General features: G+C 48.5%; 27 protein-coding genes and 1 pseudogene. 5 read left to right on the top strand and 23 right to left on the bottom strand.

Annotated features, from left to right (window positions below):
- Nucleotides 1-80: 80 nt before the first annotated feature.
- The 12 genes from BLQ17_RS07515 to BLQ17_RS07460 form a co-directional block, all read right to left on the bottom strand.
- Complete coding sequence (locus tag BLQ17_RS07515; protein WP_092221435.1) at nucleotides 81-1205, bottom strand: 3-hydroxyacyl-CoA dehydrogenase family protein; 1125 nt, start codon at nucleotides 1203-1205, stop codon at nucleotides 81-83.
- 78 nt (nucleotides 1206-1283) lie between these two features.
- The gene (locus tag BLQ17_RS07510) at nucleotides 1284-2612 is read right to left on the bottom strand and encodes a CaiB/BaiF CoA transferase family protein (protein WP_092221433.1); all 1329 of its coding nucleotides are present in this window, start codon (nucleotides 2610-2612) and stop codon (nucleotides 1284-1286) included.
- Between the two features lie 349 nt (nucleotides 2613-2961).
- Entirely contained in the window at nucleotides 2962-4530 is a 1569-nt protein-coding gene (locus BLQ17_RS07505; RefSeq protein WP_176761127.1) for a class I adenylate-forming enzyme family protein, read from the bottom strand.
- 291 nt (nucleotides 4531-4821) lie between these two features.
- Nucleotides 4822-5739, bottom strand: coding sequence for an electron transfer flavoprotein subunit alpha/FixB family protein (locus BLQ17_RS07500; protein WP_092221429.1), 918 nt, complete (start codon nucleotides 5737-5739; stop codon nucleotides 4822-4824).
- Between the two features lie 11 nt (nucleotides 5740-5750).
- On the bottom strand, nucleotides 5751-6521 hold the full coding sequence (locus tag BLQ17_RS07495) for an electron transfer flavoprotein subunit beta/FixA family protein (RefSeq protein WP_092221427.1): 771 nt from the start codon (nucleotides 6519-6521) through the stop codon (nucleotides 5751-5753).
- A gap of 97 nt (nucleotides 6522-6618) precedes the next feature.
- A complete protein-coding gene (locus tag BLQ17_RS07490) occupies nucleotides 6619-8607 on the bottom strand; it encodes a (Fe-S)-binding protein (protein ID WP_092221425.1) in 1989 nt (662 codons plus the stop codon).
- 54 nt (nucleotides 8608-8661) lie between these two features.
- Entirely contained in the window at nucleotides 8662-10083 is a 1422-nt protein-coding gene (locus BLQ17_RS07485) for an MFS transporter (RefSeq protein ID WP_092221423.1), read from the bottom strand.
- A gap of 782 nt (nucleotides 10084-10865) precedes the next feature.
- On the bottom strand, nucleotides 10866-11324 hold the full coding sequence (locus BLQ17_RS07480) for a GNAT family N-acetyltransferase (protein ID WP_092221421.1): 459 nt from the start codon (nucleotides 11322-11324) through the stop codon (nucleotides 10866-10868).
- A gap of 16 nt (nucleotides 11325-11340) precedes the next feature.
- Nucleotides 11341-11439 (bottom strand): DUF2080 family transposase-associated protein, encoded by a 99-nt coding sequence (locus tag BLQ17_RS23500; RefSeq protein ID WP_245695038.1) that lies wholly within the window; start codon nucleotides 11437-11439, stop codon nucleotides 11341-11343.
- A gap of 809 nt (nucleotides 11440-12248) precedes the next feature.
- Nucleotides 12249-12437: a hypothetical protein gene (locus BLQ17_RS07470; protein WP_143005459.1), complete on the bottom strand. Its 189-nt coding sequence runs from the start codon at nucleotides 12435-12437 to the stop codon at nucleotides 12249-12251.
- A gap of 65 nt (nucleotides 12438-12502) precedes the next feature.
- Complete coding sequence (locus tag BLQ17_RS07465; protein ID WP_245695032.1) at nucleotides 12503-13210, bottom strand: NUDIX hydrolase; 708 nt, start codon at nucleotides 13208-13210, stop codon at nucleotides 12503-12505.
- A 56-nt stretch (nucleotides 13211-13266) separates the two neighbouring features.
- Complete coding sequence (locus BLQ17_RS07460; protein ID WP_218121736.1) at nucleotides 13267-13623, bottom strand: CGGC domain-containing protein; 357 nt, start codon at nucleotides 13621-13623, stop codon at nucleotides 13267-13269.
- Nucleotides 13624-13985: 362 nt separating this feature from the next.
- Here BLQ17_RS07460 and BLQ17_RS07455 point away from each other — a divergent pair, with 362 nt between their 5' ends.
- Both BLQ17_RS07455 and BLQ17_RS07450 read left to right on the top strand, forming a co-directional pair.
- Entirely contained in the window at nucleotides 13986-14651 is a 666-nt protein-coding gene (locus tag BLQ17_RS07455; RefSeq protein WP_092221418.1) for a transglutaminase-like domain-containing protein, read from the top strand.
- 247 nt (nucleotides 14652-14898) lie between these two features.
- Nucleotides 14899-15600, top strand: a complete 702-nt coding sequence (locus BLQ17_RS07450; protein WP_092221416.1) for a TIGR04211 family SH3 domain-containing protein — start codon at nucleotides 14899-14901, stop codon at nucleotides 15598-15600.
- A gap of 16 nt (nucleotides 15601-15616) precedes the next feature.
- Here the strand turns inward: BLQ17_RS07450 and BLQ17_RS07445 are convergent, their stop codons facing one another.
- Both BLQ17_RS07445 and BLQ17_RS07440 read right to left on the bottom strand, forming a co-directional pair.
- On the bottom strand, nucleotides 15617-16252 hold the full coding sequence (locus tag BLQ17_RS07445; RefSeq protein ID WP_092221414.1) for an isochorismatase family protein: 636 nt from the start codon (nucleotides 16250-16252) through the stop codon (nucleotides 15617-15619).
- A gap of 230 nt (nucleotides 16253-16482) precedes the next feature.
- Nucleotides 16483-16791 carry a hypothetical protein gene (locus BLQ17_RS07440; RefSeq protein WP_092221412.1) on the bottom strand — a complete coding sequence of 103 codons (309 nt, stop codon included), beginning with the start codon at nucleotides 16789-16791 and terminating at the stop codon, nucleotides 16483-16485.
- 205 nt (nucleotides 16792-16996) lie between these two features.
- On the opposite strand from BLQ17_RS07440, the gene BLQ17_RS22540 reads away from it, so the two are divergent.
- A complete protein-coding gene (locus tag BLQ17_RS22540) occupies nucleotides 16997-17167 on the top strand; it encodes a hypothetical protein (RefSeq protein WP_176761126.1) in 171 nt (56 codons plus the stop codon).
- Between the two features lie 43 nt (nucleotides 17168-17210).
- Here BLQ17_RS22540 and BLQ17_RS07435 read toward each other — a convergent pair whose 3' ends face one another.
- The 4 genes from BLQ17_RS07435 to cobO all read right to left on the bottom strand — a co-directional run bounded on the left by BLQ17_RS07435 (nucleotide 17211) and on the right by cobO (nucleotide 20181).
- Entirely contained in the window at nucleotides 17211-17726 is a 516-nt protein-coding gene (locus BLQ17_RS07435; RefSeq protein ID WP_218121735.1) for a gamma-glutamylcyclotransferase family protein, read from the bottom strand.
- 17 nt (nucleotides 17727-17743) lie between these two features.
- Nucleotides 17744-18325 carry a thioredoxin family protein gene (locus BLQ17_RS07430; protein WP_092221410.1) on the bottom strand — a complete coding sequence of 194 codons (582 nt, stop codon included), beginning with the start codon at nucleotides 18323-18325 and terminating at the stop codon, nucleotides 17744-17746.
- A 128-nt stretch (nucleotides 18326-18453) separates the two neighbouring features.
- Nucleotides 18454-19611 (bottom strand): CaiB/BaiF CoA transferase family protein, encoded by a 1158-nt coding sequence (locus BLQ17_RS07425; RefSeq protein ID WP_092221408.1) that lies wholly within the window; start codon nucleotides 19609-19611, stop codon nucleotides 18454-18456.
- A gap of 48 nt (nucleotides 19612-19659) precedes the next feature.
- Entirely contained in the window at nucleotides 19660-20181 is a 522-nt protein-coding gene (gene cobO, locus BLQ17_RS07420) for a cob(I)yrinic acid a,c-diamide adenosyltransferase (protein WP_092221406.1), read from the bottom strand.
- Between the two features lie 360 nt (nucleotides 20182-20541).
- Between cobO and BLQ17_RS07415 the strand changes: the two genes are divergently transcribed.
- Complete coding sequence (locus BLQ17_RS07415) at nucleotides 20542-21555, top strand: glyceraldehyde 3-phosphate dehydrogenase NAD-binding domain-containing protein (protein ID WP_092221404.1); 1014 nt, start codon at nucleotides 20542-20544, stop codon at nucleotides 21553-21555.
- 46 nt (nucleotides 21556-21601) lie between these two features.
- The gene (locus tag BLQ17_RS07410) at nucleotides 21602-22255 is read left to right on the top strand and encodes a hypothetical protein (RefSeq protein WP_092221402.1); all 654 of its coding nucleotides are present in this window, start codon (nucleotides 21602-21604) and stop codon (nucleotides 22253-22255) included.
- 48 nt (nucleotides 22256-22303) lie between these two features.
- On the opposite strand, the gene BLQ17_RS07405 is transcribed toward BLQ17_RS07410, so the two are convergent.
- The 5 genes and pseudogenes from BLQ17_RS07405 to BLQ17_RS07390 all read right to left on the bottom strand — a co-directional run bounded on the left by BLQ17_RS07405 (nucleotide 22304) and on the right by BLQ17_RS07390 (nucleotide 26619).
- Nucleotides 22304-23959 carry an amidohydrolase gene (locus BLQ17_RS07405; protein WP_092221400.1) on the bottom strand — a complete coding sequence of 552 codons (1656 nt, stop codon included), beginning with the start codon at nucleotides 23957-23959 and terminating at the stop codon, nucleotides 22304-22306.
- Nucleotides 23960-24057: 98 nt separating this feature from the next.
- The gene (locus BLQ17_RS07400; protein ID WP_092221398.1) at nucleotides 24058-24306 is read right to left on the bottom strand and encodes a hypothetical protein; all 249 of its coding nucleotides are present in this window, start codon (nucleotides 24304-24306) and stop codon (nucleotides 24058-24060) included.
- Between the two features lie 22 nt (nucleotides 24307-24328).
- Nucleotides 24329-24865, bottom strand: coding sequence for a DUF1302 family protein (locus BLQ17_RS23400; protein ID WP_281180512.1), 537 nt, complete (start codon nucleotides 24863-24865; stop codon nucleotides 24329-24331).
- A pseudogene (locus BLQ17_RS23395) lies at nucleotides 24863-25405 on the bottom strand (DUF1302 domain-containing protein); the annotation flags it as partial. The pseudogene BLQ17_RS23395 and the gene BLQ17_RS23400, both read right to left, overlap by 3 nt.
- Before the next feature lie 728 nt (nucleotides 25406-26133).
- The gene (locus BLQ17_RS07390; RefSeq protein WP_143005458.1) at nucleotides 26134-26619 is read right to left on the bottom strand and encodes an MmyB family transcriptional regulator; all 486 of its coding nucleotides are present in this window, start codon (nucleotides 26617-26619) and stop codon (nucleotides 26134-26136) included.
- Nucleotides 26620-26709: the final 90 nt, after the last annotated feature.

Raw genomic sequence — 26709 nt, 5'->3', positions numbered from 1 at the left:
GTCCTGTCTCCTTGTATATATCTTTATTAATCCAAGATGCTCTGTGCCGTCGCGAGCCACTGTCATACTTCACGCGCATGTCAGATCTGCCAAGGCTCAGGGACCCCTTTAGCGAAGGTGGCCGGCATTTTGAAATTTCCTTTCTCAACATTTAGTTGAACGAGCCTCGCCGCTTCTTCCATCCCCAACTCGTTCATCATAGTGAATGGGCCTTTAGGCCAGGCAAGTGCGGTACGAACACCAAGCTCGAGATCCTTTTTAGAAACAACACGTTTTTCAATCAGGTGGGTGGCGATACAGAAAACAGAACCGAGGAGTTCTTCCTCAGCTGCTTTCAGCAGCTTGGGATCATCTGATGCGGGAGTCTCAAGATCAAACGGGTTACCGCTCTCAAATTGTTCCTTGAGCGGAGCCGGAGTCTTTGGAAAACCTACATCTGTTCCTGCCAGGTATTCGTTCATTGATGCAGCAGCGTGATAGGCAGTGCCAAGCCCCGAACCATTCAATACCCAGATAATACCGTATTTAACTCCAAGGGCTGATTGAGATACCTGGTCGAGTGTAGCGCTATTGTACTTATCACCAAGGAGTGAACAGAGAACCATGTAACTTGAAATAAAAACCGGGTTAATGGCAAACCCTGGAAAATCACTGACAGAGATTGGTACCTTTTTGTTTCTCTCGGAAAATTCCATGAGTGCCTCGTACGTCTCATCGCTGGTATTTTTCTGACGAATTACTTCAACCAGTCGATTGACATTTGCCGGGAAAAAGTAGTGCAACCCTGCAGTTCTACCTGGATTGTCCACCTTCTCCATCAGCTTCTCGATCAGGAAAGTCGACGTATTAGAAGCAAGTATGGTATCCTGACGGCAGACATCACTCAATTGCTTGAATATTTCAATTTTCAGGTCCATTTTTTCGACGGCGGCCTCGATTACAAGGTCGCAATCCGCCAGTTCATTAAAATCGGCAGTTCCAGTAATACGGCCAGAGATAAGATCAACATCCTCCTGACTCAATTTGCCCCTTTCTACTCTCTTGGCCAATGCCTTGGTTACCCAACGGTCATACATTGCGCTTACCAATTCATCATTGAGTTCTTTGTAGATCACCTTGTAACCCGAACTCGCAGCGTTCAAACCAATGGCAGCTCCCATTACGTTGAAACCGATTATTCCAACTGTCGTGATTTTTTTTCCCATGACTATTCTCTTTGTAATGTTGATTATGGTTGTTCCTTGTCCGGCCTAAGCCGAACTCAGATTTTTCAGTGGTATCGGTCAGTCGATAATTCCCTTGCCTTTGAGGGCAATGATCTCATCTTCGCTGTATCCGACGATTTTCCTAAGAATCGTATCAGTGTCCTGACCAAGTCGCGGCCCACCGCGCCAAACCTTTTGTGGAGTACTGCTCATCTTTGGCGCAAATCCATAAGCTGTTACGGTCTCACCTAATGTTTCATCTTCGTATTGGATCCAGTTGCCCCTCTTTTTGTAATGCTCACTGTTTGCGAGATCTTCTGCTGTTCTCGGTATCCCGCAGGGCACTTTTTTGCTTTTGAGATGATTGGCAGCTTCCTCTGAAGTTCGTTGCAGCATCCACTCTTCAATGAGCCGGTTAACTTCCAGGCCAAGCTCAGAGTTAACTGCCTCACGGGAACCGCCAGCCTTTTTGTGTGAGTAAATATCTGTATCAATATCCATTGCTTGAAGTGCACGGTTATATACTGCGGGACCAAAAGCGCCGATAAACAGATAATTGTCCTTTGTTTTGAAGAGATTAGCCGGCTGGAAGATCGGTATTTTATTGCCGGCACGCTTCTTAACCATTCCAAGGGTAAAGTAGTTGACGAAGGTATCGCCAAGACATTTACTCATACACTCAGCCTGAGACACATCCACAGCCTGACCCTTTCCTGTCTTTTGTGCATTGATGTAGGCAACCAGAATTCCGCTGACACAGAACATGGCGCTGACATAATCATTGACGAACATTGCACCCAGAGACGGTGCACGATCCTCGTACCCGTTGAGATGCATCCAACCGCTCTCCGCCTGGCCAATTGCATCGTAAGAAGGTCGGTTACACTCTTCTTCTACACCTCCGAACTGGGGACGCCCGAAACCGCTTATATGAGCAATGACCAATTTGGGATTTACTTCAAACAACATCGATTCGGTGATGCCCAGCTTTTCAACCCAAACCATGTTTTCAACCCAGACATCGCAGTTTTTAATAAGAGAAAGGAAGATATCTTTTGATTCCGGAATGTTCAGATTGAGTTCGAGAGTAAGGCTTAACTTGTTCCGGCCTTCTTGAATCCAGCCCGTACTGACTTTTTCATGTGGAGCCACATCTGGTCCTGCAAGATCGAACTGCTTGTCCCCGTCTTTGCTATTCGTAATAACCGGGGCTTGACCGCGAAAAGCATCTCCGATTTTTGGTCGCTCCACATGTATTACTTCCGCTCCGTGTTCCGCCATAAAACTTGCGGCAAACGGTGCTGCAACAACGCTTCCGGTCATCAGGACTCTCATGCCGGCGAGACCTCCATATTCAGGAACTATTGCCGGTGCGGGTACTCGCTCAACGTTCTGCCATCTTTCCATTTGTCTGGCCTCCATTGTAGAAATTTGCCTGTGCTTGATTCGTTATTGTGCAAGCTCCAGGTCGGTCAGCAAAAATCAACCTAGACGCTATAGTTACAATATAGCTTCTTTGTAGTTTATAGTTATATTGTAGCTACAATGTTGTCAAGGAAATATTCAGGATAATTTTGCAGAATTTATGCCGTCACAGCTGCTTTCAAGAGATTATATGAATAATATCAAGACGTAGACAACAGGGACATGAAAGCTATATAATAGCTACTTTTTAGATTGAGAGATGTGCCGGTGAAGAACAACCGACACATAGTGGACATGAAGCGACTATCGTTTTACGTGTAAATAACGAGATCTACAGTGCGAAATTATGAACTGCGCCTTTCAGTTTCCCCTTTAAAATCTTGCCTGTTGCACTTAAAGGGAGCTGATCGACAAAGTGGATGGATTTGGGAGCCTTATACGATGCAATTTCCTGCTTACAAAAGTTTATTATGCTCTCGGCGTCAGTTGATTTTCCTGCTTTCAGCTGGATATATGCGGTGACTGCTTCACCCCATTTTTCATCAGCTATACCGATAACGGCGGCCTGGTATACGGCAGGGTGCTTCTGAAGGATATTTTCAACTTCAGCTGGGAAAACATTTTCCGCTCCTGAAATAATCATGTCCTTCATTCTGCCGACAATTGATATGAATCCTCTCTCATCGACAACGGCAAGGTCTTCGGTATAGAACCATTCATCAACAAACGCTCGCCGGGTCTCTTTCGGTTTTCTCCAGTAGCCCCTGGAGACTCCTTTACCGCGGACTCGCACTTCACCAATTGTGAGAGGAGCGACACGTTTTTTTCGCGATTCGTCAACGATTTCTACTTCCATGTCCATATACCCTCTGCCGCAGGATTTAAGAATGTCCGAATATCCTGAATCTAGGGCATGCTGCAAGTCGTCGAGTTGAAGTATTGAGATGGAGCCCACGGTTTCTGTGGTACCAAAACCGTGAATAAAGATATTTCCAAATCTTTCAATCGCCCTCGCCCAGATAACAGCAGACGCTGGTGCTCCTGCAAAAAGTACTTTTTTCAGGGAAACAATACGATCACGCTCACCTTCTGATACAGCAACAAGACTGGTAACCATTGGCGTAGCAAGCATCGTTGCGGTAACCTTGTACTCTGTAACGAGATTTACGAAGTTGCCAATATCCCAACATGGTTGAATTACAGCTGTACAACCACTGTATACGCAGGTCAGCAACAGACATTGCCCTGAAGCGTGAAAGAGGGGAACCGGTACGAGACCAACATCAGTATCAGTCATGTCCATCTCAACCGACAGGCTATGGCCGGCATGAAACAGGTTCTGGTGGGTAATCATACAACCCTTGGGTGTGCCCGTTGTTCCACTGGTGTACATCAAGGCCGCCAGATCACCATTGGCAACATCTACGGGAATTTGTTTTTCAACACCTCTAGAAAGGATTGTTGAATAATGCGTCCATTTACCTGAAACATTATGGTTCCCGTCAACATGAACAAACCATTTGATAAAAGAAAGTTTGTCCTCAAGTTGCCGAACAAGTTCAAGGTAATCTTCAGATACCAGCAACACCTGTGGGGAAGAATCGATTAATACCGCCAGAAGTTCTTTAGGGGAAAACCGGTAATTCAGAACAACCAGCACCAACCCTGCCGATGGAACACTCAGATACGATTCCGCAACTACCACACTGTTTTTACTCAGTATCGCCACCCGATCCCCTTTGTGTAAACCGAGATCGAGGAACCCGTTGGCCAGTTTTTTCACCCGTTGTTGTAAGGTGTTGAAAGAGTATGATGTCCCTTCGGAAACCAGAGCTGGTTTGTTGCCTCCGTATCTGCATCCCCGTGCCAGTATTGTCTTGACAGTCTGTGCTTTTTTCATCTGCATAATTCGATAAAAGAATTCAAACAGCTTGAAAACACGCTGATAATCCGGCCGTACTTCTCGGGTCGGAATCTCCCTGTATACGAAGGAGACCTTGATAACCTTACTTAACCACTCTACTTCATGCCTGCATCAAGAATTGTATCCTCAACAGAATCGCTTTTAAATCTGCGGGGAAATTTTAAAAGCTCTTCAAATTCGCAAACACTATCCTGTTTTTCAGGTCTCCCTACTAGTATACCCAAATCAACCCGGGATTTCCTCATATAAGAAAACCCCGAGCCCCCCTTAAAGGGATTGTATTTTTTCTGTCAAGATCGGAACAAACTGCAAAAGATCAGCTATCACCAGGGCATCCGCCTCTTCTGCAATGGGTGCGTCACGATCGGTGTTAATCGCAACTATGAAATCTGACTTTTTCATTCCGGCAAGGTGCTGTATGGCACCAGAAATACCACAGGCTATATACAATTTCGGCGCCACTGTCTGGCCCGTTGTTCCAACCTGACGTTCATGGGCAACCCATTCAGAATCCACAACCGGCCTGGATGCTGCATACTCACCACCAAGAGCCTTGGCAAGATCAATGACGAGACCTACATTGTCCGCTTTCCCGACGCCCCGTCCTGCGCTTACAATAATATCTGCCTTAGTAAGATCGACCCCACCTTCCGTAGCCTCTTCATAGCCAAGAAATGTATAACTTCCGTCTGTAGAGACCTCAATCGATTCCACCCTTGGCGCTGCACCCGCCAATTCAGGCGCTGCAAAAGCACCAGACTGGATGGTTGCCACGGTAAGCGCACTTCCGGGAACCAATGTCCGACGCAATTTTGCATTACATACAGGTACCACGAGCTTTCCATCCTGAATATCAACAACCTCAGAAACCTGGGCCGCCTTCAATTGATAGGCAATCCTTGGGGCAAGATCCCAACCGTAGGAAGAATGGCAGAGCACCACCATATCCGGATTTTCCCTGGAAACCACGTCCAGCACCACCTGCTTGTGAACATCTGCATTGGACTCACCATGCGTGGCAACATCCGCAAGATAAAGTTTTCCATCAAAAGACGGCAGACTGTCCGCTGCACCGACCAGAACCATGGAGCTTTCAGCATTAAGTTTTTGGGCAAAGCCAAGCAACTCTCCATAAGTATCCAGTATTTTCCCTTCTCTGTACTCAGCAACAAGTAATAGTTTCATATTTCCCTCCATCACAGTACAGCAGTTTTTTCTTTGAGAATCGCTATCAGCTTGTCAGCCAGTTCATTTTCATCGCCTTCCAGAATGATTCCCCCGGCTTTTTTCTCTGGTATAAACATCGCTTCCGTTGTCATCCTTGGAGCAACCTGCAGGAAGTCTTCTCCAGGAAGTGTGAGAAGTTCTTTTTTCTTGGCCTTCATGATGTTTGGCAGGGTTGGATAGCGGGGAACATTGAGACCGAGCTGACAGGTCAGTAAGGCGGGAAGCTTCACTTTGATCTTCGCTTTGATACCTCCTTCCAGTTCACGGGCAACTTCAACATCCTCGCTTGTACAGCAACAGGAGACAATTGTGGAAACAGACGCTATATCAAGCATCTCTGCGACCAGAAGCCCCACTTGTCCACTCCCCCTGTCCTGGGACTGCATACCAGTAAGGATGACGTCGAAACCTTTATCTTTTGCAAATTCAGCGATAATTCCTGCGATCTCATACGGCTCACGGGTAAAGACATTCGCATCATCAATATGAACGCCCCGGTCACAGCCCATAGCAAGTGCCTTTTTCATGGTCTCTTTAACCTTATCTGAGCCAATCGAAAGTACCGTAACATCGACGTCACCGAGCTGCTCCTTTATCAAGACGGCCTGTTCAACACTGTATTCGTCATACTCGTTCATGCGCCAGGCAAGGTCCTCGAGGCTGTACCATGTACCGTTGCCGTCAATCTGGAATTTTGACTCCATATCAGGAACTTGTTTCATACATACGAGCAGTTTCATATTTGTCTCCTCAAATGATATTGCTACCAGGTTTTTAGCAAAAACCGATAATTTGAAAACGTCTCATCTCAAAATGGACTTATCTGAGCGGTTTTGTTTAATGTTTCACCCGTTCGACAAGAATTTCGGCGATATCTTTCGGCTCTAGTTTATTCTCTAACTCAGCACCTTTGATACCATCTTCAAACATCGTAAGGCAAAAAGGACAGTTTGATACCAGGAGACCTGTATCAAGATCAGCTGCCATTTTCGCCCGTTTTATATTGATACGTTCACCAAGCTTTTCTTCAGCCATAATCCGGCCCCCTCCGGCGCTGCAGCAAAACGCCTCACTTCCGCTACGCTCCATTTCTACCAGCGAGGCTCCCGCATGTTGCAACAGTGACCTTGGTGGTTCATATATCTCATTGTGTCTGCCGAGGTAGCATGAATCGTGATATGTGCATGAAAAATTGTCAGCGGCGATGTCCAGACTTCCTTCAGCAATGAGTTCATCGAGAAAAACCGTGTAATGATCTATAGCCACTCCCTCCAGACCCAAGTCTGCATAATCCTTGCTCAAGGTGTTAAAACAGTGTGGACAGGTGGTAACTATGTGTTTGATACCGTACGATTTAATCAGCTCTATATTTTCCTGGGCCAGTGTCTGGTAGAGATACTCATTGCCCATCTTCCGCATTGGTTCACCACAGCACTTCTCCTCTTTACCAAGAATAGCCAGCTTGATCCCTGCGGCCTTGCAAAGCTTGACAAAACTTTGTGCCACCCTGATATTTCGTTTATCAAAAGAGCCGTAACAGCCAACAAAATACAGAGCATCAACCTCCGGATTCTCGGCCAGAGTTGGTACCTCCAGATCGGCTGCCCAGTCGCCTCGTCCTGCATAGCCCATACCGAGCGGGTTACCGTTCACTTCTGTCTGTTCCATTGCCGTCATGACTTCATCGCCTGGGAATTCACCTTCCATCAACACCAAGGATCTTCTCAGATCGACAATCTTGCGTACGTGCTCTATTGATGCAGGACAAATTTCCTGACATGCCCCACAGGTCGTACAAGACCACAATGCATCCTTGCCTATTTTGTCAATCAGGTTCTGATCCGGTTTTGTAAATGCGGCATCCCCAATCTGAGAAACCACCTGCATGGGGGAAAGAGGTTTCTGGGTGTTGTACGCCGGACACCTGTCCTGACACCTCTCGCACGTGGTACACGCATCAGCATCTAAAATATCCTTCCATGCCAGATCTGTTACAGCCACTGCGCCAAAGGTTTCCTTATTTTCATCCTCGAGGTCGAGATTGATTAATTTCCCTTTTGGACCAAGGTCTTTGAAAAAATAATTAGAGGCAGTAGTGACGATGTGACGAAACTTAGTAAATGGAATAGCAGCTATAAAACCAATGACAAGCAGCAGATGGATCCACCAGGTGAATTTATGCAGAAGGAGCATTGACTGTTCTTTTGCCCCTGAAAAAATGGTTGCTATAAATAGCCCCACCGGCGACCAGGACGCCAGGGGGGTGCCCAACTCGGTTACCGCCATGCGGAAACCCTCTATAAGAAAGCCAGTGACCAGGATGAGCAACATGAGAACATGCATGAACAGCTGTTCCCTGTCTTCATTGATGCTATGTCTCAATATTACAAATCGACGAACGAGCAGTGCGATGAGCAGCACCACCGCCAGAATGCCAGCCAGATCAAGCACCAGAGAGAACAGTTTGTAAAAAGACCCTTCAAGAAACTTTATGTCCCAGAAAAGATCGGTAAAGTCAGCCTGAAGAACGATCAGAGCGGTTCCGATGAACAGGATAAGAAAACTCCAGAAAAAAAGACCGTGGAAGAGTCCAGGGAGAAGAGGAGAGGTCACCCGTTTTTGCAGAAGAGCGGTCTGCAGAGTGCAAAGAAGTCTCTTTCCCGGTTGATCTTTTCTGTTCATCGGAAGGCCCGTTTTATAAACCTTGATTCTTTTCAAGAGCCCTATGGCCATGCATGCCAATCCAAAAACGGCAAGCAGGTACATCGGCAAAAGAGTTACGATTCCATGTCCGACATTCCAATAGATTTCACGACTTGCTTCCATCTTGTCCTCTTTTCAATTTCTCATTTTTTCCATGTCTCATGTCCGATACCCTGATCAGTTATCCGATACCTGCTTGACGACCTGTGCGCCGACCTCTCTTGTTAGAACACGCAGTTGTTCTTCCTCATTGGCAGAGGTCGTAAAACACCTTCCGGAAAGTTGGTAATGAAGGAGAAACACCATTACAGCCGTAAAGAATCCCATGAGGGCATTGGCGCTGCATATTTTCGTCACTGGCCATTCTGCCGCAAGCATGTAGCCACCAGCCACAGGTGCCATCATGGCACCTATCTTAGCTACCGCATATGCCCAGCCAATAGCTGTGGCCCTGATATCTGCAGGGTACGAGAGTGTTGCAACAGCGAGGGTCCCCGTCTGACTGCCATTGATAAATATTCCGCAAACTACTGATAGAATCGCGATGACAGCAAAAGACCCGCTTTCGGCACCGATTCCAAATGCAATAAGGCTAAATGCTGCAAACACAAAACCTGTTTGCAACACCCGGAACGGATTGATTCTATCCATTGTCCATCCCACAAACAGTGACGAAATCATTGCCCCGAAACAGAGCAGTGAATAGGCGAAACTGTATTGCTGAACCGTTGCGCCGCTGTTTTTAAGTAATGTCGGTGACCAAGTGTTCAAAACCCATAGCAGGTAGAGTGCGCCGCTACACACAATCCACAACAGTAGAGTTGTTGCCGCACGACCTTCAGTGAAGAGCCGTTTGATTGGCACACCTGGCTTAACAGCAACGGTGTTGATGAACCTGACAGGACCATTGCAGATTATATCAGGGGATATTTTAGCGACGATGGAACGAATTTTCTCCTGGTCACCCAGCTTGCCGCGCGAAGCAAGAAATTCCAGGGATTCAGGTAGCAAAGGCGCAATAAAGCACCCCAACACAATCGGAGCCCAGCCGCCGAGATAATACATATGCTGCCAACCCATATTGGGGATGATGTACGCAGCTGCAAAGCCGCCCGTCATGGCACCTGCTGGCATCCCGGCATACATCGTGGCCACAATAAATGATCGGGATTTTGCTGGAGCATATTCTGAGGCAATTGCAAGTCCGTTCGGTATCGCACCTCCCAGACCTATCCCCGCCAGAAAGCGATACAAACCAAGTTGACCCGCGTCTGAAATCGTCGGGGTAAGCAGTGTAAATATACCGAAAATAAAGACAGACACACACAACATCCACTTACGACCTAACCGGTCGGCAAGCATGCCAAGAAATATGGCTCCTACCAGTGGACCAAACTGACCCGCTCCAAGCGCAAAGCCAAGAGCTTCATGGGAAGCCCCCAGATACTCGGCGATTTTCGGCAAAGTGACGCCGATGATGGTTAAGTCAAAACCATCCAGGAAACAAACAAGAAAACAGAAAATACAGATGCGGTATTGAAACGAAGTGAAAGGTAAATCTTTAAAGATGTTTCCTATCCGTACCGTGTTCGTAGACATCCCTTCTCCCTCAGGCTCTTTTTCTCTCTTTTCTTACTTTTTCCTAATCTATAGTTATGAGTCCAATATCAACTGATTTTAGTGAATCGAAGTAAAAACAACCGATCTTGAACACCTGCTTCTCATTCTTTCGTTACCTGCCATAAATCCATCCGCGACCAAACAGTTTCAGTATCCGTCCAAGATACAATATAGCGGAAATAAGCTTCATAATGCTTACTTAAAAGCTATCTTGTAGCTATTGTATAAACCATTGTTTCATACTATGTCAAGAAAAAGAGTATAATTGCTGAACAACCTTGTGCCCGTTCCAGGTTTCCAGCCAATATCACACGGATTTCTCGACACAAGTCGCAAAAGGCAAATATGTAAATTCGACAAAGTTGATCGCACCTGGCACGACAAACTCGTTAAAATGGATGCTGGGTGGTGGAGACTTTTGCTTTATGATCCCTTGATAGCCGCCACTCAAGGGAGGGGAGATCAGAACCGGCCAATAAACCGCCTGCCATGAAAGGTTACAGCACTTGAGATAAAAGAGGGGGGATTTATTCTAAATCATGGTATGCGAGTAATTTTACCACAGACATATGACTGACATCTGAGTCTATGCTGACCTTCGGGGATAAAATTTCGCGTACAAATATGACATTGAACAAGTAAGAGAGGCACGAAACCCTAAAAGGGTCCGTATAGGATGGACATTAAAGAGGTCCGTATCAATTGACATCAAAGACGTGCAGCCTACCTCGTTGCAGACCTCACTTTTTACTAATCCATTATTATTTTAGCAGGCTGAATTTTGTTTGGAGGTTTATATAGTTGCTTCGTTCGAACCCCATATTTTTGAAAAATGAAAGCAGATCAGGGGAATCCCAACGAACCGAAGTGTAAACACTAACAATCCCCTGAGATTTGTAGTACATAAACGCCTCTTTCGTCATTTCGGCTCCGATACCCTGATCCATAAATTTCGGATGAACGCCCATCGTGGCAATATACGCACAATCTTCAGCACCGAACCCGAAAGGGAGAATGTAAGAGATCAGGAACCCTACAATTTTGCCTTCAAACTCTGCGACAAAATGAGCCTGTTTTCCGGCCTGTTGAGCTCGCTCCAAAACAACACGCCTAAAATCTGCATCAACATCTTTATTGGTTATGAGGCTGTAAATCTCACAGATACCATCGGTATCTTCTTTTTTCCAACTGCGAATCTTCAGATCTTTTTTCGTGTCCATATTTCCTTTCACTCAATCAGTCTATTCTTATGATTTTCACTCGATGACCAACCCAGTCAGGGGGTAGATAGATCCTGCCGCTATTACCACTGGCTTTCACACTTTTCTCGATCATTTCCTCACCGAACACCTCGAACTTTACTTTCGAGTGAACCATGTTCAACGGTTGTGAGTTATCATTAACGTGATCTTCTATCTCTCTATCATCCAGATTTTTTTTCTTCGGCATAGCTGTTTTTGACTGTTGAATACACGAAAACCACTAAATTCACCGTAAACTGTTTTGGTGGAAACAAAAATTCCCCATAGAAATCAGGTTACCACAACACCTTACACTAAAGCCAGTTCGTTTTCATGCTATAAAATGATGTCTATGACGTGTGATTTCACAAATATAAGATTGCCCCTACTTCAGTGGTGCATTACTTTTTCGTAACCAAATTGTTTCCCCTTACAAATTGCCACATCAATCACGATGTTTGCCCATAGAATGGAACTTGTAAAAAGGATTCCAGTTAAACTGAATAAGATTACCCGCCTCAAGCAATCTTCCGGCTGCCGAAACCACATCCTGCCTGGTGACATCTTGACTCTATTGCAAAAATTCTGGAACCATGTCCAGATTATTCGGGAAGAATAAATATATTATCTATGGAATATCGGTGTATTTCATCTAGTGAAAAGATGAAGTTAACAAAAATCAACTTTTATCAACTTTTTGCTATTGCACCGATGATGCTTTATTTTATTGTTTGCTGGCAAATCCATGGGGTACAGATAGTACTACACAACATTTATACAAGAGCGGTAATGCTTTTAACTGATTTTTAACTGATACAGATTAAAGAGACAACTGCTGACAACACTCCCCACCTTTCCTTCAGACTTCATGTAGAAAAACTAATTGAACGCGCTAGTCATTTCCTACATGACAGGTATTGCAACGGTTGTAATTGCCGTTGCCGGTTTTGCCGAAAGGCTCACGGCCATGTCGATCCCAAAATCCCTCCTGACCGGTAACATCATGGAGCGCTGGTTCTCGGCACCCCGTTTGATATAGTTTACCAGAACCGGGTACTCGAGGCGGCGATTGATCTCCTGGAGTCGAAACAAGCCTGCAACATCGTAAGATATGTGGACTAGATTTTTACCGGCAGACTTTTTTGTTTCGGAAAACACTACTTCCAGGCGAAGTACGGCTGATCGTAATGGGCCACCCGCGAAGATTTGCCGAACATGGCGACTTCCCGAAACTGGAACAACACGGCCGCGGTGGGAGCAGCAATCACCGTATTGCCCACCGGCATATAAAGCACCTGACGGCCGGGAACGACACCGTTCTCCAGCAAGGGAGCATCCTGTCGCGCCAGTTCAGAGCAGGGAATGCGGTGAATCGAGGCAACCTCGCCGTCATTTTTTTGTAATTTCCCCACCGTGCCTCCCCAGAACACCACCGGGGTAATATGAAACCCTGAGCGGGTAACATAATCATCAAGCAGACCCATGAGGTTGTCCCTGGTGAGGTGAAGCCCCACTTCCTCCCGCAACTCCCTGAGTGCGGTCTCCACCGGTGATTCTTCTGGGTCAATCCTGCCCCCTGGCAAAGCCCACTGACCAGCATGGCTTCTGAGCATCGGCGACCGCCGCGTCAATATCAGCGCGGCACTGTCGTCCCTCTGTTCTCCCAGCCCGGCAAGATTGCCCTGATGACGGAAATCGATCACAGTGACGGCGACAGCTGCAAACCGCATACTTCCAGGCGGCTGCTTCACCTCGCAACGGGTAAAGGAGTCGAGATTGCCTTGTAATTGTTCCCTGAAGGATCTACTGCACGGCCAACCGGTGTCCGCTTTTGTCCCGTTTTTATAAGAGATGCTCCTGTTCATGATACGTATAATCTGTTTGTCCGGCTTCACCCGAAGATAAGCCCACGAGCAAGAGTCTAGAATTTACCAGTTTTGCCGACGATGGTGAGCGTATTCCTGATCTTGCCGTGTTCTGAACCGTGGGTATACCCGACGACGTCAAAATCTTCTGCCAGTCTTTTCACCAGTTCTTCATAGTATTCATACTTTGCCCTCATACAGGTGGAGACGTGGATCACCTGTACGCCGGCCTCTTTCATTTTCCCGATCTTATACTCCAGGTCTCCGCCGCTGTGAAAAAAACCGGCGAGAACTACCTCGCTGCCCTGGTATCGGGCAAAGCTTTCAGATTTTGCAAAAAAACTTTTCAGACATCCTTTGCCGGTACACCTGGCGGTGGTCTCCTCTCTTACGAGAATGGCGAGTTTTATCATTTCTCCCCTTACTGTTACAATTTTTCATCGTTTCGGCAATCTCATTTATTGGCAACCGAAAGACCCCTGCCACCATACCGTTGCCAAAATACCACCTGTTGGCTGCGATAAAATGGATTAAGTCAATTTTACAAAAATACTTCCCGGAGCTTGCTGTTCTCTTGTCCAATACCTCTTTAATCCCAGGTAAAATCCTTCAAAGGGAACTTTTCCTGCTGAAACTACGGGAGAGGGGTCGCCTGAAAGCCAGGCGGCAGCCGTACAGGGCAAACACAGGTTTACTATTATGTGCAGATGTTTTAAGCTGTCCGGGCCGGATACCACAAACATAACAGTACCATCACAATATTTTGCCAGATACCATGTACGACAACAACCATCCCTATTTGCAGCCGTCATTTTTCATTGATTCCGATCATCCCGACATAATCGAATTTGCCGACACCCTCTGCAGCGACTGCCACACCCCGGTCCAGCGAGCGATCACCCTCTATTATGCGGTACGTGACCGGATACTCTACGACCCATACGATCTGGGCTACAGCCGCGATTCAATGAGAGCTTCGGCAATCCTGAAAAAAGGCAAGGGATATTGCGTTGCCAAAGCGGTACTTCTCGCCGCGCTGGGGCGCCGGCAGAAAATACCTTGCAGGCTGGGATTCGGTGATGTTACCAACCATCTCACCACCCCGAAGCTGCGGGCTCTTATGGGGACAGATATCTTTATTTATCACGGCTATACCGAGATGCTTCTCGACCGGAAGTGGGTCAAGGCGACCCCGGCATTCAACCTCTCGCTCTGTGAACGTTTCGGCGTCAAACCTCTGGAGTTTGACGGCCAAGCCGATTCGATTTTTCATGAATTTGACACCAGGGGCAGAAAACACATGGAATATCTAAGAGATCGCGGCACCTTCGTCGATGTGCCGTTTGATGAGATTTTCTCAGCCTACCGGAAGACCTATCCAGGCTTCGCCGAGAATTTTGCCACCGCACTTAATCATTCCGCTGTTGACAATTTTCTCTGACCGCTACTGATTGTTAAAATTTTGTAAATCTGCATAAAAAACGATTGTTTTTTGCAAACAACTCTATTTCATTAGAGTCATGGCTTACGACCGGTGTCACTGGTTCACCGATAGACAGAGCCCGTAATCAATGCGTCAGGGGTGCCGCTGCAAAATCCAACGCACGTCCCCTGATCACAAGCATAACCCGCGCAAAAAGCACCACAGCCGACGTTTATCATAATCATACTGGTACCAACGCTTAATCATGAAAACAAACTTTGTCCCATCATCACCGGGCCCTCAAAAATATCTCGTAACTATTGTTGCCGCTGCGGTCGTTGTTACTGCCGCCGCCCTGGCCACGGCTTCGCAGGTACGGTACGTCAAACCGTCTGCAGAAGTTGTCGTTCGTACCGGCCAGGGAACGAATTTTAAGATTATTGCAATGGTAAAGGATGGAAGTTCCCTGTCGCTTCTTGAAGAGCAGGGAAACTACTCCAGGGTCCGGTTGCAAAACGGCAACGAAGGCTGGATATTGAGCAGGTTTCTCAGCCCCACCCCACCGCTTACCGAAATGGTCACTTCCCTGCGCAAGGAAAATGATGAGATAAAAGAACGGGAAGCCGAAACAAAACAACAGCTCGAAGAGACCGACCAGGCTCTTGAGCAGGCCCGGGTTGAACTGCAAACCATTGCCCTTGAAAAAGACCGCATTCACGATGAATACCAGACCCTGCTTCAGGATACTTCCGACGTGATTGAGCTCAAGGAACTGCAGCAGCGGACCGAAAAGAAAAACGAAGAACTCACCGCCAGGATAGCCACCATCGAAGAGGAGAACAGAGAGCTGCAAAAAGACAAAAAACTGCACTGGTTTCTGGCGGGAGCCGGAGTTTTCCTGGTGGGGATCCTGTTTGGTAAACTGCCCGGATCTTCCCGGAGAAAAAAATCTTCTCTGCTGCAGTAACGTACCTTCCGTCCGGTTACAGCTGCTTTTGGAAAACAACACCGCTGTTAATCATATCCTGTTTCGCTTTTAAGGAGGTCTCGGGAGTGATTAGAGCGGTCAGATCCTCAATGACGGTGACGTCAAATCCGGCGTATACGCCATCGATTGCAGTAGCCCTGACGCAATAATCCATCGCTATGCCGTAGACGATCAACTGCTCAATTCCGTCTTTTTTCAGGATGTCGAGCAGTTCGGTGCTCTCACCCCCGTCGTCTTTAAATCCGGAATAGCTGTCGAAATTTTTATTCTGCCCCTTTTTGACCACCGCATCGAAGAGTCCCTTATCAAGAACAAGCTCTGCGCCGGAACTGTGCTGAACGCAATGGGGCGGCCACAGCACCTGTGTTCTTCCATCGACCCGTATCACGTCCATAATCTTTTTATTGTTATGACTGGTAAAAAAAGAGATGTGACCGGAGGGATGCCAGTCCATAGTGGCATAGATCTTACATCCGCTGCTCTTCAGGGTGCTGGTTGCCTGGCCGAGTTTATCGATAAAAGCCTTGCCGGTCCCGCTTACCGCCAGCGCACCGTTTTTCCACTCTGTGAAATCGCCCTGAACATCTACGACAATAACCCCCGTGCTCTTTTGTTGCCCCCTTGTCTCCATTACACCCACCTCCCTGTAACGACCTTTTCCGCCGGTAAAGAAAAATGACGATTGTGTTCTATTCTCCTGTCAGCATGCAGTAATTCAGATCCGTACTCTTACTGTAACAGATAATAGTGACCCGGCGAACAGTTTATCGTTTTAAGAGCAGTGGGCCGTAGACAAGGAGACAGGGACAGGCGGGCAACAGATGACGGATGTTGCCGTCCTCCTTTTGGGAGGACCAGCCGTCAATGTTCTGCGCTTGAACGGAGCCCCTGGTATCTGGCGTAGAGGTCATGCAACCTGCGACGCATATTGCGAAGAGTCCTTGAATAGTCATCGGCAACCCAGCGTGGTTCACTGATTGAATAGAGCTCTTTTGCCATTTCATCCAGGGAATACTCTATGGCCCGGCACCATTCGCCGTTGCACACTTCGTCAATCTCGCGGGAAGCTTCAAAATCTTTTTCTATCCGCTCAAGACATAAACCGAGATTCTTCATATATCCGCGGTGAGCCATTTGAAACGACTCTACCATTTGTTGTTGTGTTTTCATCGTGTTTCCTCCTGAATAAATACCGGGAAAACGGAATCACCACTTATAATTCCGGTTGCCCAAGGATACAGCAATGATAATCATTTATAGATGACTTGCAAAGTCGGGTGCAGGTACAATCAGGAGCCGGCAACATGCTCTCTGACGAGCGGCCGGCCGACAAAAGGAACAACATGCTATTCTGATATATACAAGGAGATCTGCAATGAGTGATAAAAAACACAAAACCCTTTGTGCTTATGTAGAGGAAGAACTGCAGGTAAAAGATGCCAAATCGTTTATTTCGCTTATTCAGCCGGCGACGCACTTTTGTGAAGGGTGCGGCCGCAGCGTGGCGAAGCCGGAAGACGTCTGCAAACCGAAAAAACTCAAGTAAAAAATAGCTTGGGAGGGCCGGCTTGGTTGCAGGCCCAGGCCGTTTACCGGCGGTAGACAGCGGTTTGTTGCGCCTCTCTTGAGAGGTCCGGATCTTCAATTGCCGCTGTCTGCTCAATCAGGCGCATATAGTCACAGTCGAACCCGGCCTCCCTTCCTCCCTGCAAGACGTGGTTTTTGTACCAGCTGAAGGGTTTGAGGGATTCATCTATATCCGTTGCATAATAGATGGAGGCTTTTTGCCTACCTTGAACCGGTGCGGACAGGCTGCAGACAGGAAGGATCTCCACCATTTTTTCACAATATCCCTTCCCCAGCCCCTCAACCCTGTCGAGCAGGATTTTCTGCTGCTCGTTGATCGCAAAGACCCTGCCCAAAACATAATGGTCAGGGTTTCCGGTATAAAAGGCATCACACTTGGCGGAACCGTCCATGCCTTTTTTATGAAACTTCAGCAGGTAGCCCCGCAGCATGCCGGTGCCAAGGATCCGGACGCGGCAAACCCTTTCCTGCAGCCTTGCAAGAGACATGTTAGAGCCGTAGGCAAAATAGTTCAACACCGATCTTCCAGCTCCGGTCAGCGACGGAAATAATCGGGTTCGTTGCCTGTCTTCCACTTGATATTACACCCCATGCTCGGTCGCTGCTCTGCCGAAATTTCCAATCCACCGATGAGCCGGGCCACCGCATCACCCAGGTCTTCTCCGGTGATCTCCACCCCGTTGCCGGGACGGGCGCCGTCAAACTGCCCCCGATATACAAGCTTAAGGTCTTTGTCATAGAGAAAGAAATCGGGAGTGCAGGCGGCCCTGTAGGCCTTGGCCACCTGCTGCTGTTCGTCCACCAGGTAGGGAAAACTGTAACCGAACTGTTGCGACACCGACGCCATTTTCTTCGGAGCATCTTCGGGGAACATCATATAATCATTGGCATTAATTCCGACAACCGCGATCCCCTGGTGCTGATAATCCAGGATTTTCTCCACCATGACTTTTCGGATATGAATCACATACGGGCAGTGGTTGCACATGAAGATCACCAGCAGTCCCCGATCTATCTTCTGGTCCTCCAGGGAAAAGATGTTTCCGTCAAAATCCCTAAGGGTGAAACCGGGTGCTTTTGTGCCAAGTTCCTGCATGGTTGAAGGTGTAAGCGACATAGGATACCTCCTTTTCCTCTGTTTCGTTGAAAAGTCGAGTCGGGACCATTATCAAAGTCCGCTGTAAACTTGTATGCACAGAAAGGTAAAGAGACAACCGCTGTCACAGCTGCAATCTGCAAAAAAACTCATATAACGCCACTTTGCCTGAAAGTTTCAATTTCATCTTCGTCATATCCCAGCTCCTGCAGGATCTGTTCGGTGTGGACACCGAAGCCGCAGGGATTACTCCTTATTGCCCCGGGGGTTCTGCTCAGCTTGACGGGGATGCCGAACCCGTACCGGGCCGTATCGGATTCACCGTCTTCAGACCCGTAGGACTGGATCATCCCCCTGTCGATAAACAGGTCACAGGTGAACACCTCGTCCATTGTCCTTATACAGGAAAAGCAGACATCTTCACCGCCCAGTATCCTTTCCCACTCCTTCTGGGCTTTGGAGCTGAAAATTTTTCGCAGCTTAGCAATAATCTCGGTCCGCCGCTTTTCGTCATATTGCAGATTGGTGAAATGATCCAGCTCCAAAATGGCGCAGAGCCTGGCCCAGAACCGGTGCTCAACTGCCCCGATTGCCACATATTTACCATCTTCGGTCCGGTAGGTGTTATAGCATCCGTATCGGTGCGAAAGCATACCGTCCGCCCTTTCGGGTTGGTTGCCCGTTGCTCTGCTGAAATAATAGGGCAGCGAGAGAAACCCGAGGACTCCGTCGGTCATGGAGATATCGATATGCTGCCCCTTGCCGCTTTTTTCCCGGTCCAGAAGTGCGAGCAGAATCCCGATAACCGCATTCATGCTGCCTCCGGCAATATCCGCGATCTGGATCCCTGGAATAGCGGGCGGCCGGTCTTTTTCACCGATCAAGTCGAGCAGTCCGGCACTGCTCAGATAGTTGACATCGTGGCCGACCTCCTGACTCTTCGGCCCGGTCTGGCCGTAGCCGCTGATCGAGCAGTACACTATCCCGGGATTTACCTGCCGTATCGATTCGTAGTCTACCCCGAGTCTTTTTACCACTCCCGGACGAAAACCCTCGAGAATCACATCGGCCTTTTTGGCGAGCTCAAAAAAAATCTCCGCCCCCTTTGCCGACTTCAGGTTAAGCGACATATGTTGCTTGTTTCGGTTCAGGTCGTTAAAAAAGAGGCCATCCTCCTGAAAACGAGAACTCTCTATGGCAATCACCTCTGCGCCGTGATCGGCGAGAATCATCGAGCAGTACGGCCCGGGCAGCATCCGTGACAGATCGAGAACCAAAATATTTTCCAGCACCCCCTTGTTCATCATTTTTTTTCTCCGCAAAATGTGTTGCTGTGAAGTTCGCGCCCGCTGTTGTCAGAATTCTATACCTTTCTGCGCTTTTATTCCCTGCTTGTAAGCGTGCTTCAACGGTTCCATGACGGACACGGTATCGGCGAGTTCCACCAGTTTGGGGTCAGCGTCCCTTCCGGTAAGAATAAGGGATAACCGCCTGGGCTTGTTGCGTATGAGTTCGACGATTTCCTCCACGTCGAGAAAATCGTACAACGGCAGATAGGTGATCTCATCGAGAATAACCAGATCATACTGGTCACTGAGAATACAGCGTTTTGCAGTTTCAAACCCCTCTCTTGCCACCCTGCGGTCTTCCTCAAGATTCTCTTTCATAAAAACAAATCCTTTGCCGCAGATATGCCAGTCCAGATTTGGCAGCCGTTCCGCCATTATCCGTTCTCCATATCTACCTTTTCCCTTGAGGAACTGAATAACACATACTTTTTTATCGTGTCCAAGCGCCCTGAAGGCTGTCCCGAGGGCTGCCGTTGTTTTTCCTTTACCGTCTCCGGTATTTATGATTATGCGGCCTTCCGCTTCCATTTTCTCTCCCGTCTCTGGTTTGTTGAATTGATAAGTTAGCGGCAATGTTGTGAAGCATCCTTTGTATTACCCGGAATCGATTTATTTTTCTACCTGTCGCTTAAGGTTCCAGGGAAAACTGTTCACCGGCGACTCCCCCCATCCACCCTTTTTTTCCCGATACACACCTTTTCCTGAAATCTGCGGTTGTTAATTGCACCCAATCGCTGTAATGATACCTGTTGCAGCCAAAAAACATCGCAGCCGCAGTTACTGCGGGGAAAAATATATGTTGCGGACTGTAACGTGTGAGAGATGTAACCGGCCAGGACTTTGACTGCCGGGCCAAGTCAACAAACCAATCCAACCAATTTTCACCCTATGAGCTACAAAGTTGCAATCAACGGATACGGCAGGATCGGCCAGTCTGTCCTGCGGGCTGTCTATTCAAGCCCGTACCGCTCGGAATTTTCCATCATAGCCATAAACGAGCTTGCCGATATTGAAACCCTTACCTATCTGACAAGATACGACACCACCCACGGCCGTTTCCCGTATCCTCTTCGATTTGAGGGCAACACCCTCTATATAGGTGACGACCGGGTCAAAATTATCAGCGAGAAAGACCCCGCAAAACTCCCCTGGAAAGAACTTGGCATAGATCTTCTGTTTGAGTGTTCAGGAACTTTTGACGATCGTGGGACCGCAGATATACATGTAGCCAGCGGGGCCAGAAAAATTCTGGTCTCACACCCCATGAGTTCGGAAGTGGATGCCACAATCGTCTATGGATTCAACGAGAAAGAGCTTCTGCCACACCATACTGTTGTTTCCAACGCCTCGTGCACGACCAACTGTATCGTACCCATCCTCAATATACTTGATCGTGAATACGGTATTGAATGCGGCACCACAACCACGATTCATTCGGCAATGAACGACCAGCCGGTCATCGACAGCTATCACCATACCAACCTCAGGCTGACCAGGAGCGCGCTGCATTCCATTATCCCCGTCGACACTGGCCTGGCAAAGGGTATTAATCGCCTGTTGCCGCACCTCACCGGACGGTTTGAGTGTCTGCACGTGCGGGTGCCCACCATAAATGTTTCTGCGATGGACTTGTCGATAAACCTCAAACGGCCAACTTCGGCGGGGGCACTCAATCAACTGCTGCAACACGAGTGCGAAAACGATCTGCACGGCCTGGCAGGCTTTACTGAAGAGCCTCATGCGTCAGTGGACTTCAATACCGACCCCCGCTCCTGCGTCATCGACGGAACCCAGACCAAGGTCTGCTGTGACCGGCTGGTCAAGCTGTTTTGCTGGTTTGATAACGAGTGGGGCTTTGCCAGCAGGATGCTGGACGTTGCCAACAGATGGCTCAAACTTTAACGACGGCGCATACACAATAACTTCACCCCATTTTACAGGACACCACATGAAGACACTCAACCCTAGTAAAGACACGGGCTGGAACCTTGACAACATCCGCTTTCTCCATCCTCCCGATGATTTTACCGGGACTTTTGCCAACGAGAAGATGCAGCAGCGCCACGAGGAGATGCAACAGGTTAAAATCATGGAGATACTCGCCAGGCTCACCAACGAGAATGATCCGGCGGCGGCCATGAGGATCCTCAACCCGCTGGAACATGTCAAATTTGTAATCAACAATCTGGAACAGTTCAAGCAGGCTGGGCTTCTGGAACCGACCGTTCTGGAGCTCTACTATCGGGGCAACACTCCTTTTGTGACCAGCGGTGACTATGATACGTGGAAAATGCTGTTGTTACGCTGCGACAGAGAATTGCTCGCAAGACAAGGTGGTACACCGCCGGTCGCCAAACTGACCGGGTATCGCGGTTCGGTAACCGGTATCGCCAGGGGACACAGCTGGACTGTTGATAAAAACGAGGTGCAATGGATTCTCAACCGGTGGGCGGACAAGTCGCTCGGCGGAGGAACCGTTTTTGCGATCGAGGTCACCGTGCAGGACATCCTGGTTTACCTGGAAAACGAAGACAGAAAAGAGTTTATCCTCGATCCGGAAAAAATGGCCGGGCTTACCCCCGTTGAGATCACCCGGATCTGATCCGGATTATTTTATCTTGATTTCACGTAAACAATTCCTCGCAAGATATTATTTTGCTGCAGGAATCACCTTCCCACCAAGGACCGTCCCCCACACCCCTATATCCTTTAACCGGGCCGGATCGACCGCCAGGGGATCTTCTTCAAAAACCGTAAAATCAGCAAGTTTTCCCGGTTCGATGGACCCCAGCTCCCGGTCCAGCCCGAGAGTATAGGCACCGTCCAGAGTGACGGCATAAAGGGCATCGTATACAGAGATTTTTTCATACTCGCCGAGGGTGCGACCGGAAGAAGTGAGCCTGTTTACCGCGCACCATGCGGTATGCAGCTGTCCCAGGGGCGTAACCGGCGCGTCACTGTGCAGGGAAAAGTGAATGTTATGGAGTTTGGCTGTTGCGCATGCCTCCATGCGCATAGCCCTGTCCGGACCCACCGTGGCGGCCACGTGCTGATCCCCCCAGTAGAAAAGATGGTTGGTAAATATATTGGCACAAACCCCCAGCGCAGCCATGCGCTGGTACTGATCTATGGTGGCCAGCTGGCAATGCTGCACGGTGTGCCTGATATCGGGCCGGTAGTACTCGGCCTGCGCCTGTTCAACCGCATTGAGAAATACATCAACCGCCTCATCTCCGTTGCAATGACAATGAACGGTCACTCCTTTCTTGTGAAACGGCAACAGGGTATCAAAACACTTTTCCGGGGGGCTCGTCCATATACCGTTGTCGTTTCTGCCGTAATACCCCGGCGGTCTCAACCGTGCCGTAAATCCCTGAATGGAACCGTCGAGCACTAATTTTACCTGCCCCAGGTGCAACTTTTCTGAACTCCGTTTTGCCTGGGCCGCAACATATTCGGCGACCTCGTCCAGATCTGCCTCCGATTGTCCTACAAGTGAATATAAAACCGTGACCCGCACCGGATAATCCGGGGTGTCGACTACCGACCTGAGCAGCTCCACAGCATCGTCATCAAGATTTAAAAATCCAAGATCGGTGATGGTGGTACACCCCACATTGTTTGCCAGCCGGCCGAAATTATGCCATGCTTTTGGCGAACGATAAGAGCCGATCACTTGCTGCAGGAAGTCCCCGGCCAGCATTATTGCCTTGAGCTCCTGCAGTTCACCCGTCGGCTTGTTGTCAGCTCCCTTAGCCACCCCTACGACATCGGTTTTTTCATCGATTCCCTGCTGATTCATAAGCGCGGTGTTGACGGTTGCCAGATGTCCGCTGGCGTGCAAAACAAAAATGGGCCGGGTTGTCGATATCACGTCGAGGTTGGTCGCTGTCAGCCGGTCTCCTGCGAAATATAAGGGATCGACCCCCCACACAACAAGCGGTTCATCAGCACTAGCCAATTCAGTCTCCAGCTCCTTCAATCTCCTGCTCAACGCATCCAGGTCCCTGCACCCCTGCCATACCCTGCCGTCCGGGTCGCGCCGATCGAAAAAACCGACGTAGGGAAACATCCACAATATTCCTTCGAGCACGTGGCTGTGCGCCTCCACAAAACCGGGTGTCAGGATCTTATCCTTGAATGTCTCGTCGATTACATGTTCCCCCCACCCTTTCAGTTCGTCTGGAGCACCCACCGCAAGAATCCGGTCGCCCCGGACAGCAACGGCGGCGGCCTCGGGGACGACCGGATTCATGGTTATTATCTTTTTTGCCGTAAAAATAGTAGGTTTCGAGTCGGTTTTCATTTCTGCGGTTATCCTTCTTTTATAAGTGCCAGGTTAGTAGTTGACCATTTTTACCCCCTGGAGGTGGCAGGCGTGGCGACCTTTTGGTTCATTGTCATCTACCAGGCAGTTTTTCCCCACATCTTCAACGACTTCAGCAGGATCAGCATGACCAGAATCATGACTACCAAGACGATCATCCCTTTGCCGGCCCCGAATTCGGGCAGTGTATAGCTGATAAAGCTGAGGGGGACCAATATCATGACCGGCAGGTTCATCAGCCCAATTTCGGTGGCCACCGTTGTCTCATAATCGGGATCGACTATCCTCAGCAGCAGAAGCCCGCTGGCAGCCGTTCCAAAGCCCATCCCGAAGAGACCGATAAATCTCTCAAAACCGAATTGTTCCTGCCGGCGGCCAAAGTATAAAAGGTAGAAAAATGAAAACAGCGCTGCCGCTGAAGACATCGCGACAACCGGCACGATATTGTGCCAGACAGCCACCACCTTCACCGCCGTCAGGGTTATCCGGAACTGATGAAACACCATTGGGGTTAAACCTGTAGCTGACAGGTACGGTAAGATTGAGTTCTGGCAATATCCCCAGATACTCAAAAGACAGACTGGCTGATCCTCCCCATGCGAACCGGTCGTTGTAAAGTTCGTCGTCGCCATAGTTATAGACCCTGTTTGCGCCGACTTCGCCCATGAAGGTCAAATTATCCCACAGAGCACTGGTCCCAAAAACATGAATTGCGGAAACCTGGAGTTGAAGCGCGTCGGCATCCTTGTAGCCGAATCCAAGCAGATTCACAGGATCGGTTACCGAAACGGGCAGGTCCTGCCGGTAGGTCACCTCCGCTCCGATATTGGTATCTCCTACAGTAGTGCCGACACTTGCGCCGTAGAGGTTGGACAAGAGGTCCATCTGCCCATATATCTGTGTTACCGGGAGAAAAATTTCCTTGAGCTCAGTACCGGGAACGTTGGCAGCGGTCGCATCGACTGGGCTCATGGCAGCCGATACACTGTTTTGCAAATACAGGCTCTCACCCCAGCTGACCATCTGTTGCCCTACCCGCAGATCAAAAAAACGTTCACCCAGCTCAAACAGGCCGTAGCCGAAAAAATCTAGTATTTCCGCCTTGTCACGATGCAGATTCTGGGTTTCTTCCATAAACTCGTTGCTGGCGGACAGTGGACCGCCAAACTGCGGGCCGTTGTTATTGGTCAGAGAAATGTTCGCATTGGTACCGTCATAGGCGAAGTGGAAGAACGCCCGGGGCCTTACAAAAACAACAACGTTTTTATATTGCAAATCCATGTCAACAACAGCAGACCAGCGATTATTGACCATATCCCCTTTATCAAAGCTGCGATTACCATCATCACCATTGATATTGGCCAGCAGTTTGCTATCCTGGTCTTTTACTCGCCACCCTGCGCTATAGCTGAGAGCCACGTCACAGTCTAGAGTAACTTCCTACCCCAAATCGACCTGAAAACCACTGGCGGATCCTGCAGTCAGTACCGGTACCAGTGCGGTTGCCGCAACAGTCAGCAAGAACCTCTCTCCCAATAAACCGTTTTTCATCCTCTTTTCTCCTTCGTTTGTTGACGATCCTCTGATAACCCATGTTCGAGGGGGTAATGGCCCCCCAGGGAGCTGTGGTGTGCTATAAGCAATGTCGATAGATTATTCCCTCCCTTGTTTCCGTGATTGGCGTCATCTGTATGGTTGAAAAATTACAATCAGGATACCGGCCACATAGGTCGTTAGCGACGCCTCCATATGCCTTTTTACGTTAAGATACGATCAGGTTATACGACCGGACAAACAGGAGCTTATAATGGTTTCGACCATTGCTCAACTACCTCGGAGATAGCAAAATAACGATATTTTCTTAAATAATACGGGGACTGCGGACATTGGCAGAGACATCCCTGTCAAGTCGATGGGGCAGGTAATAATAAAAAAAAGGGAGGGGGAATTTTACGTAACTGTTATCACAGAATGATATTTGATAAAACCAACAGCGACTGAGAAAGATTCGCATCAGATATACCGGTGACCGGCACTGTTATGAAAAATCGGCCAAGCTATTATAACTTTTGAATCGGACTTTTTAGCTATGCACCCGTTGATTATGCGATTACACGCGACCAATCATTTGCAGCTTCATACCACTTGGAAAATCATTTATTTTGCCAGGCACAAGGAGCTACATGACTCTTTTTCAATAAGGCAGAAGGGGATGTTTCAAGCTTGCATTTTGTGAATTTCAGGTTATCCTCGGGGCGATCGTTGAGAAGAATCTCCTGATACAGGTGCAGAAGGCGAAGTGCGACCATATCCTCCCAGTGAAGGATATATGGACGCAGTCCATCGTCCTTCATGACCAGCTGGAACAGGTTGAGAGGTTTCTGCAGCAGTTCCGGGTTGACCAGCTCTTTTAAAAAGTGAAGAGCCGCTCTATTGAGCATCTTGATGTTAGAAAACTCGTCTAGGATGAAAGCCGGGTTGGGGTCCTGATGTCTTAGCGCAATAGCCAGCGAGTAGCGCAAAAACTCTTCTTCTTCGGCATCCATCTGCCTGCCGGAAGAAAAAAGCATAAATGCGGCCCCTCGCAAGAGAAAACTGGTCTCCCGGCTCCCGAAATCAAGAGCCTGGGCGATCCGCACCACCATATCCTTGGTCGGCTTCGCCCTGCCGACTTCAAGAAATCCAATATGTCACCGCGATACTCCGACCTTCAGAGCCAGATCCTCCTG

Source organism: Desulforhopalus singaporensis, assembly GCF_900104445.1.
GTDB lineage: Bacteria > Desulfobacterota > Desulfobulbia > Desulfobulbales > Desulfocapsaceae > Desulforhopalus_A > Desulforhopalus_A singaporensis.
The sequence above is the reverse complement of the archived record's forward strand: the minus strand, read 5'-3'. Positions and strand labels throughout refer to the sequence as shown.

Bases quoted from the DNA above. Each gene is read 5' to 3' on its own strand.
- cobO (WP_092221406.1), bottom strand. From the start codon at position 20,181: ATGGAAGCGGAAGGCCGCATAATCATAAATACCGGAGACGGTAAAGGA.
- BLQ17_RS23400 (WP_281180512.1), bottom strand. From the start codon at position 24,865: ATGGACCTCTTGTCCAACCTCTACGGCGCAAGTGTCGGCACTACTGTA.
- BLQ17_RS07460 (WP_218121736.1), bottom strand. From the start codon at position 13,623: ATGATAAAACTCGCCATTCTCGTAAGAGAGGAGACCACCGCCAGGTGT.
- BLQ17_RS07490 (WP_092221425.1), bottom strand. From the start codon at position 8,607: ATGGAAGCAAGTCGTGAAATCTATTGGAATGTCGGACATGGAATCGTA.
- BLQ17_RS07440 (WP_092221412.1), bottom strand. From the start codon at position 16,791: ATGAAAACACAACAACAAATGGTAGAGTCGTTTCAAATGGCTCACCGC.
- BLQ17_RS07510 (WP_092221433.1), bottom strand. From the start codon at position 2,612: ATGGAAAGATGGCAGAACGTTGAGCGAGTACCCGCACCGGCAATAGTT.
- BLQ17_RS07500 (WP_092221429.1), bottom strand. From the start codon at position 5,739: ATGAAACTATTACTTGTTGCTGAGTACAGAGAAGGGAAAATACTGGAT.
- BLQ17_RS07450 (WP_092221416.1), top strand. From the start codon at position 14,899: ATGAAAACAAACTTTGTCCCATCATCACCGGGCCCTCAAAAATATCTC.
- BLQ17_RS07410 (WP_092221402.1), top strand. From the start codon at position 21,602: ATGAAGACACTCAACCCTAGTAAAGACACGGGCTGGAACCTTGACAAC.
- BLQ17_RS07430 (WP_092221410.1), bottom strand. From the start codon at position 18,325: ATGTCGCTTACACCTTCAACCATGCAGGAACTTGGCACAAAAGCACCC.
- BLQ17_RS07515 (WP_092221435.1), bottom strand. From the start codon at position 1,205: ATGGGAAAAAAAATCACGACAGTTGGAATAATCGGTTTCAACGTAATG.
- BLQ17_RS07495 (WP_092221427.1), bottom strand. From the start codon at position 6,521: ATGAAACTGCTCGTATGTATGAAACAAGTTCCTGATATGGAGTCAAAA.
- BLQ17_RS07445 (WP_092221414.1), bottom strand. From the start codon at position 16,252: ATGGAGACAAGGGGGCAACAAAAGAGCACGGGGGTTATTGTCGTAGAT.
- BLQ17_RS07480 (WP_092221421.1), bottom strand. From the start codon at position 11,324: ATGGACACGAAAAAAGATCTGAAGATTCGCAGTTGGAAAAAAGAAGAT.
- BLQ17_RS07425 (WP_092221408.1), bottom strand. From the start codon at position 19,611: ATGATGAACAAGGGGGTGCTGGAAAATATTTTGGTTCTCGATCTGTCA.
- BLQ17_RS23500 (WP_245695038.1), bottom strand. From the start codon at position 11,439: ATGATCGAGAAAAGTGTGAAAGCCAGTGGTAATAGCGGCAGGATCTAT.
- BLQ17_RS07485 (WP_092221423.1), bottom strand. From the start codon at position 10,083: ATGTCTACGAACACGGTACGGATAGGAAACATCTTTAAAGATTTACCT.
- BLQ17_RS07455 (WP_092221418.1), top strand. From the start codon at position 13,986: ATGTACGACAACAACCATCCCTATTTGCAGCCGTCATTTTTCATTGAT.
- BLQ17_RS07405 (WP_092221400.1), bottom strand. From the start codon at position 23,959: ATGAAAACCGACTCGAAACCTACTATTTTTACGGCAAAAAAGATAATA.
- BLQ17_RS07505 (WP_176761127.1), bottom strand. From the start codon at position 4,530: ATGAAAAAAGCACAGACTGTCAAGACAATACTGGCACGGGGATGCAGA.
- BLQ17_RS22540 (WP_176761126.1), top strand. From the start codon at position 16,997: ATGAGTGATAAAAAACACAAAACCCTTTGTGCTTATGTAGAGGAAGAA.
- BLQ17_RS07400 (WP_092221398.1), bottom strand. From the start codon at position 24,306: ATGGGCTTTGGAACGGCTGCCAGCGGGCTTCTGCTGCTGAGGATAGTC.
- BLQ17_RS07465 (WP_245695032.1), bottom strand. From the start codon at position 13,210: ATGAACAGGAGCATCTCTTATAAAAACGGGACAAAAGCGGACACCGGT.
- BLQ17_RS07415 (WP_092221404.1), top strand. From the start codon at position 20,542: ATGAGCTACAAAGTTGCAATCAACGGATACGGCAGGATCGGCCAGTCT.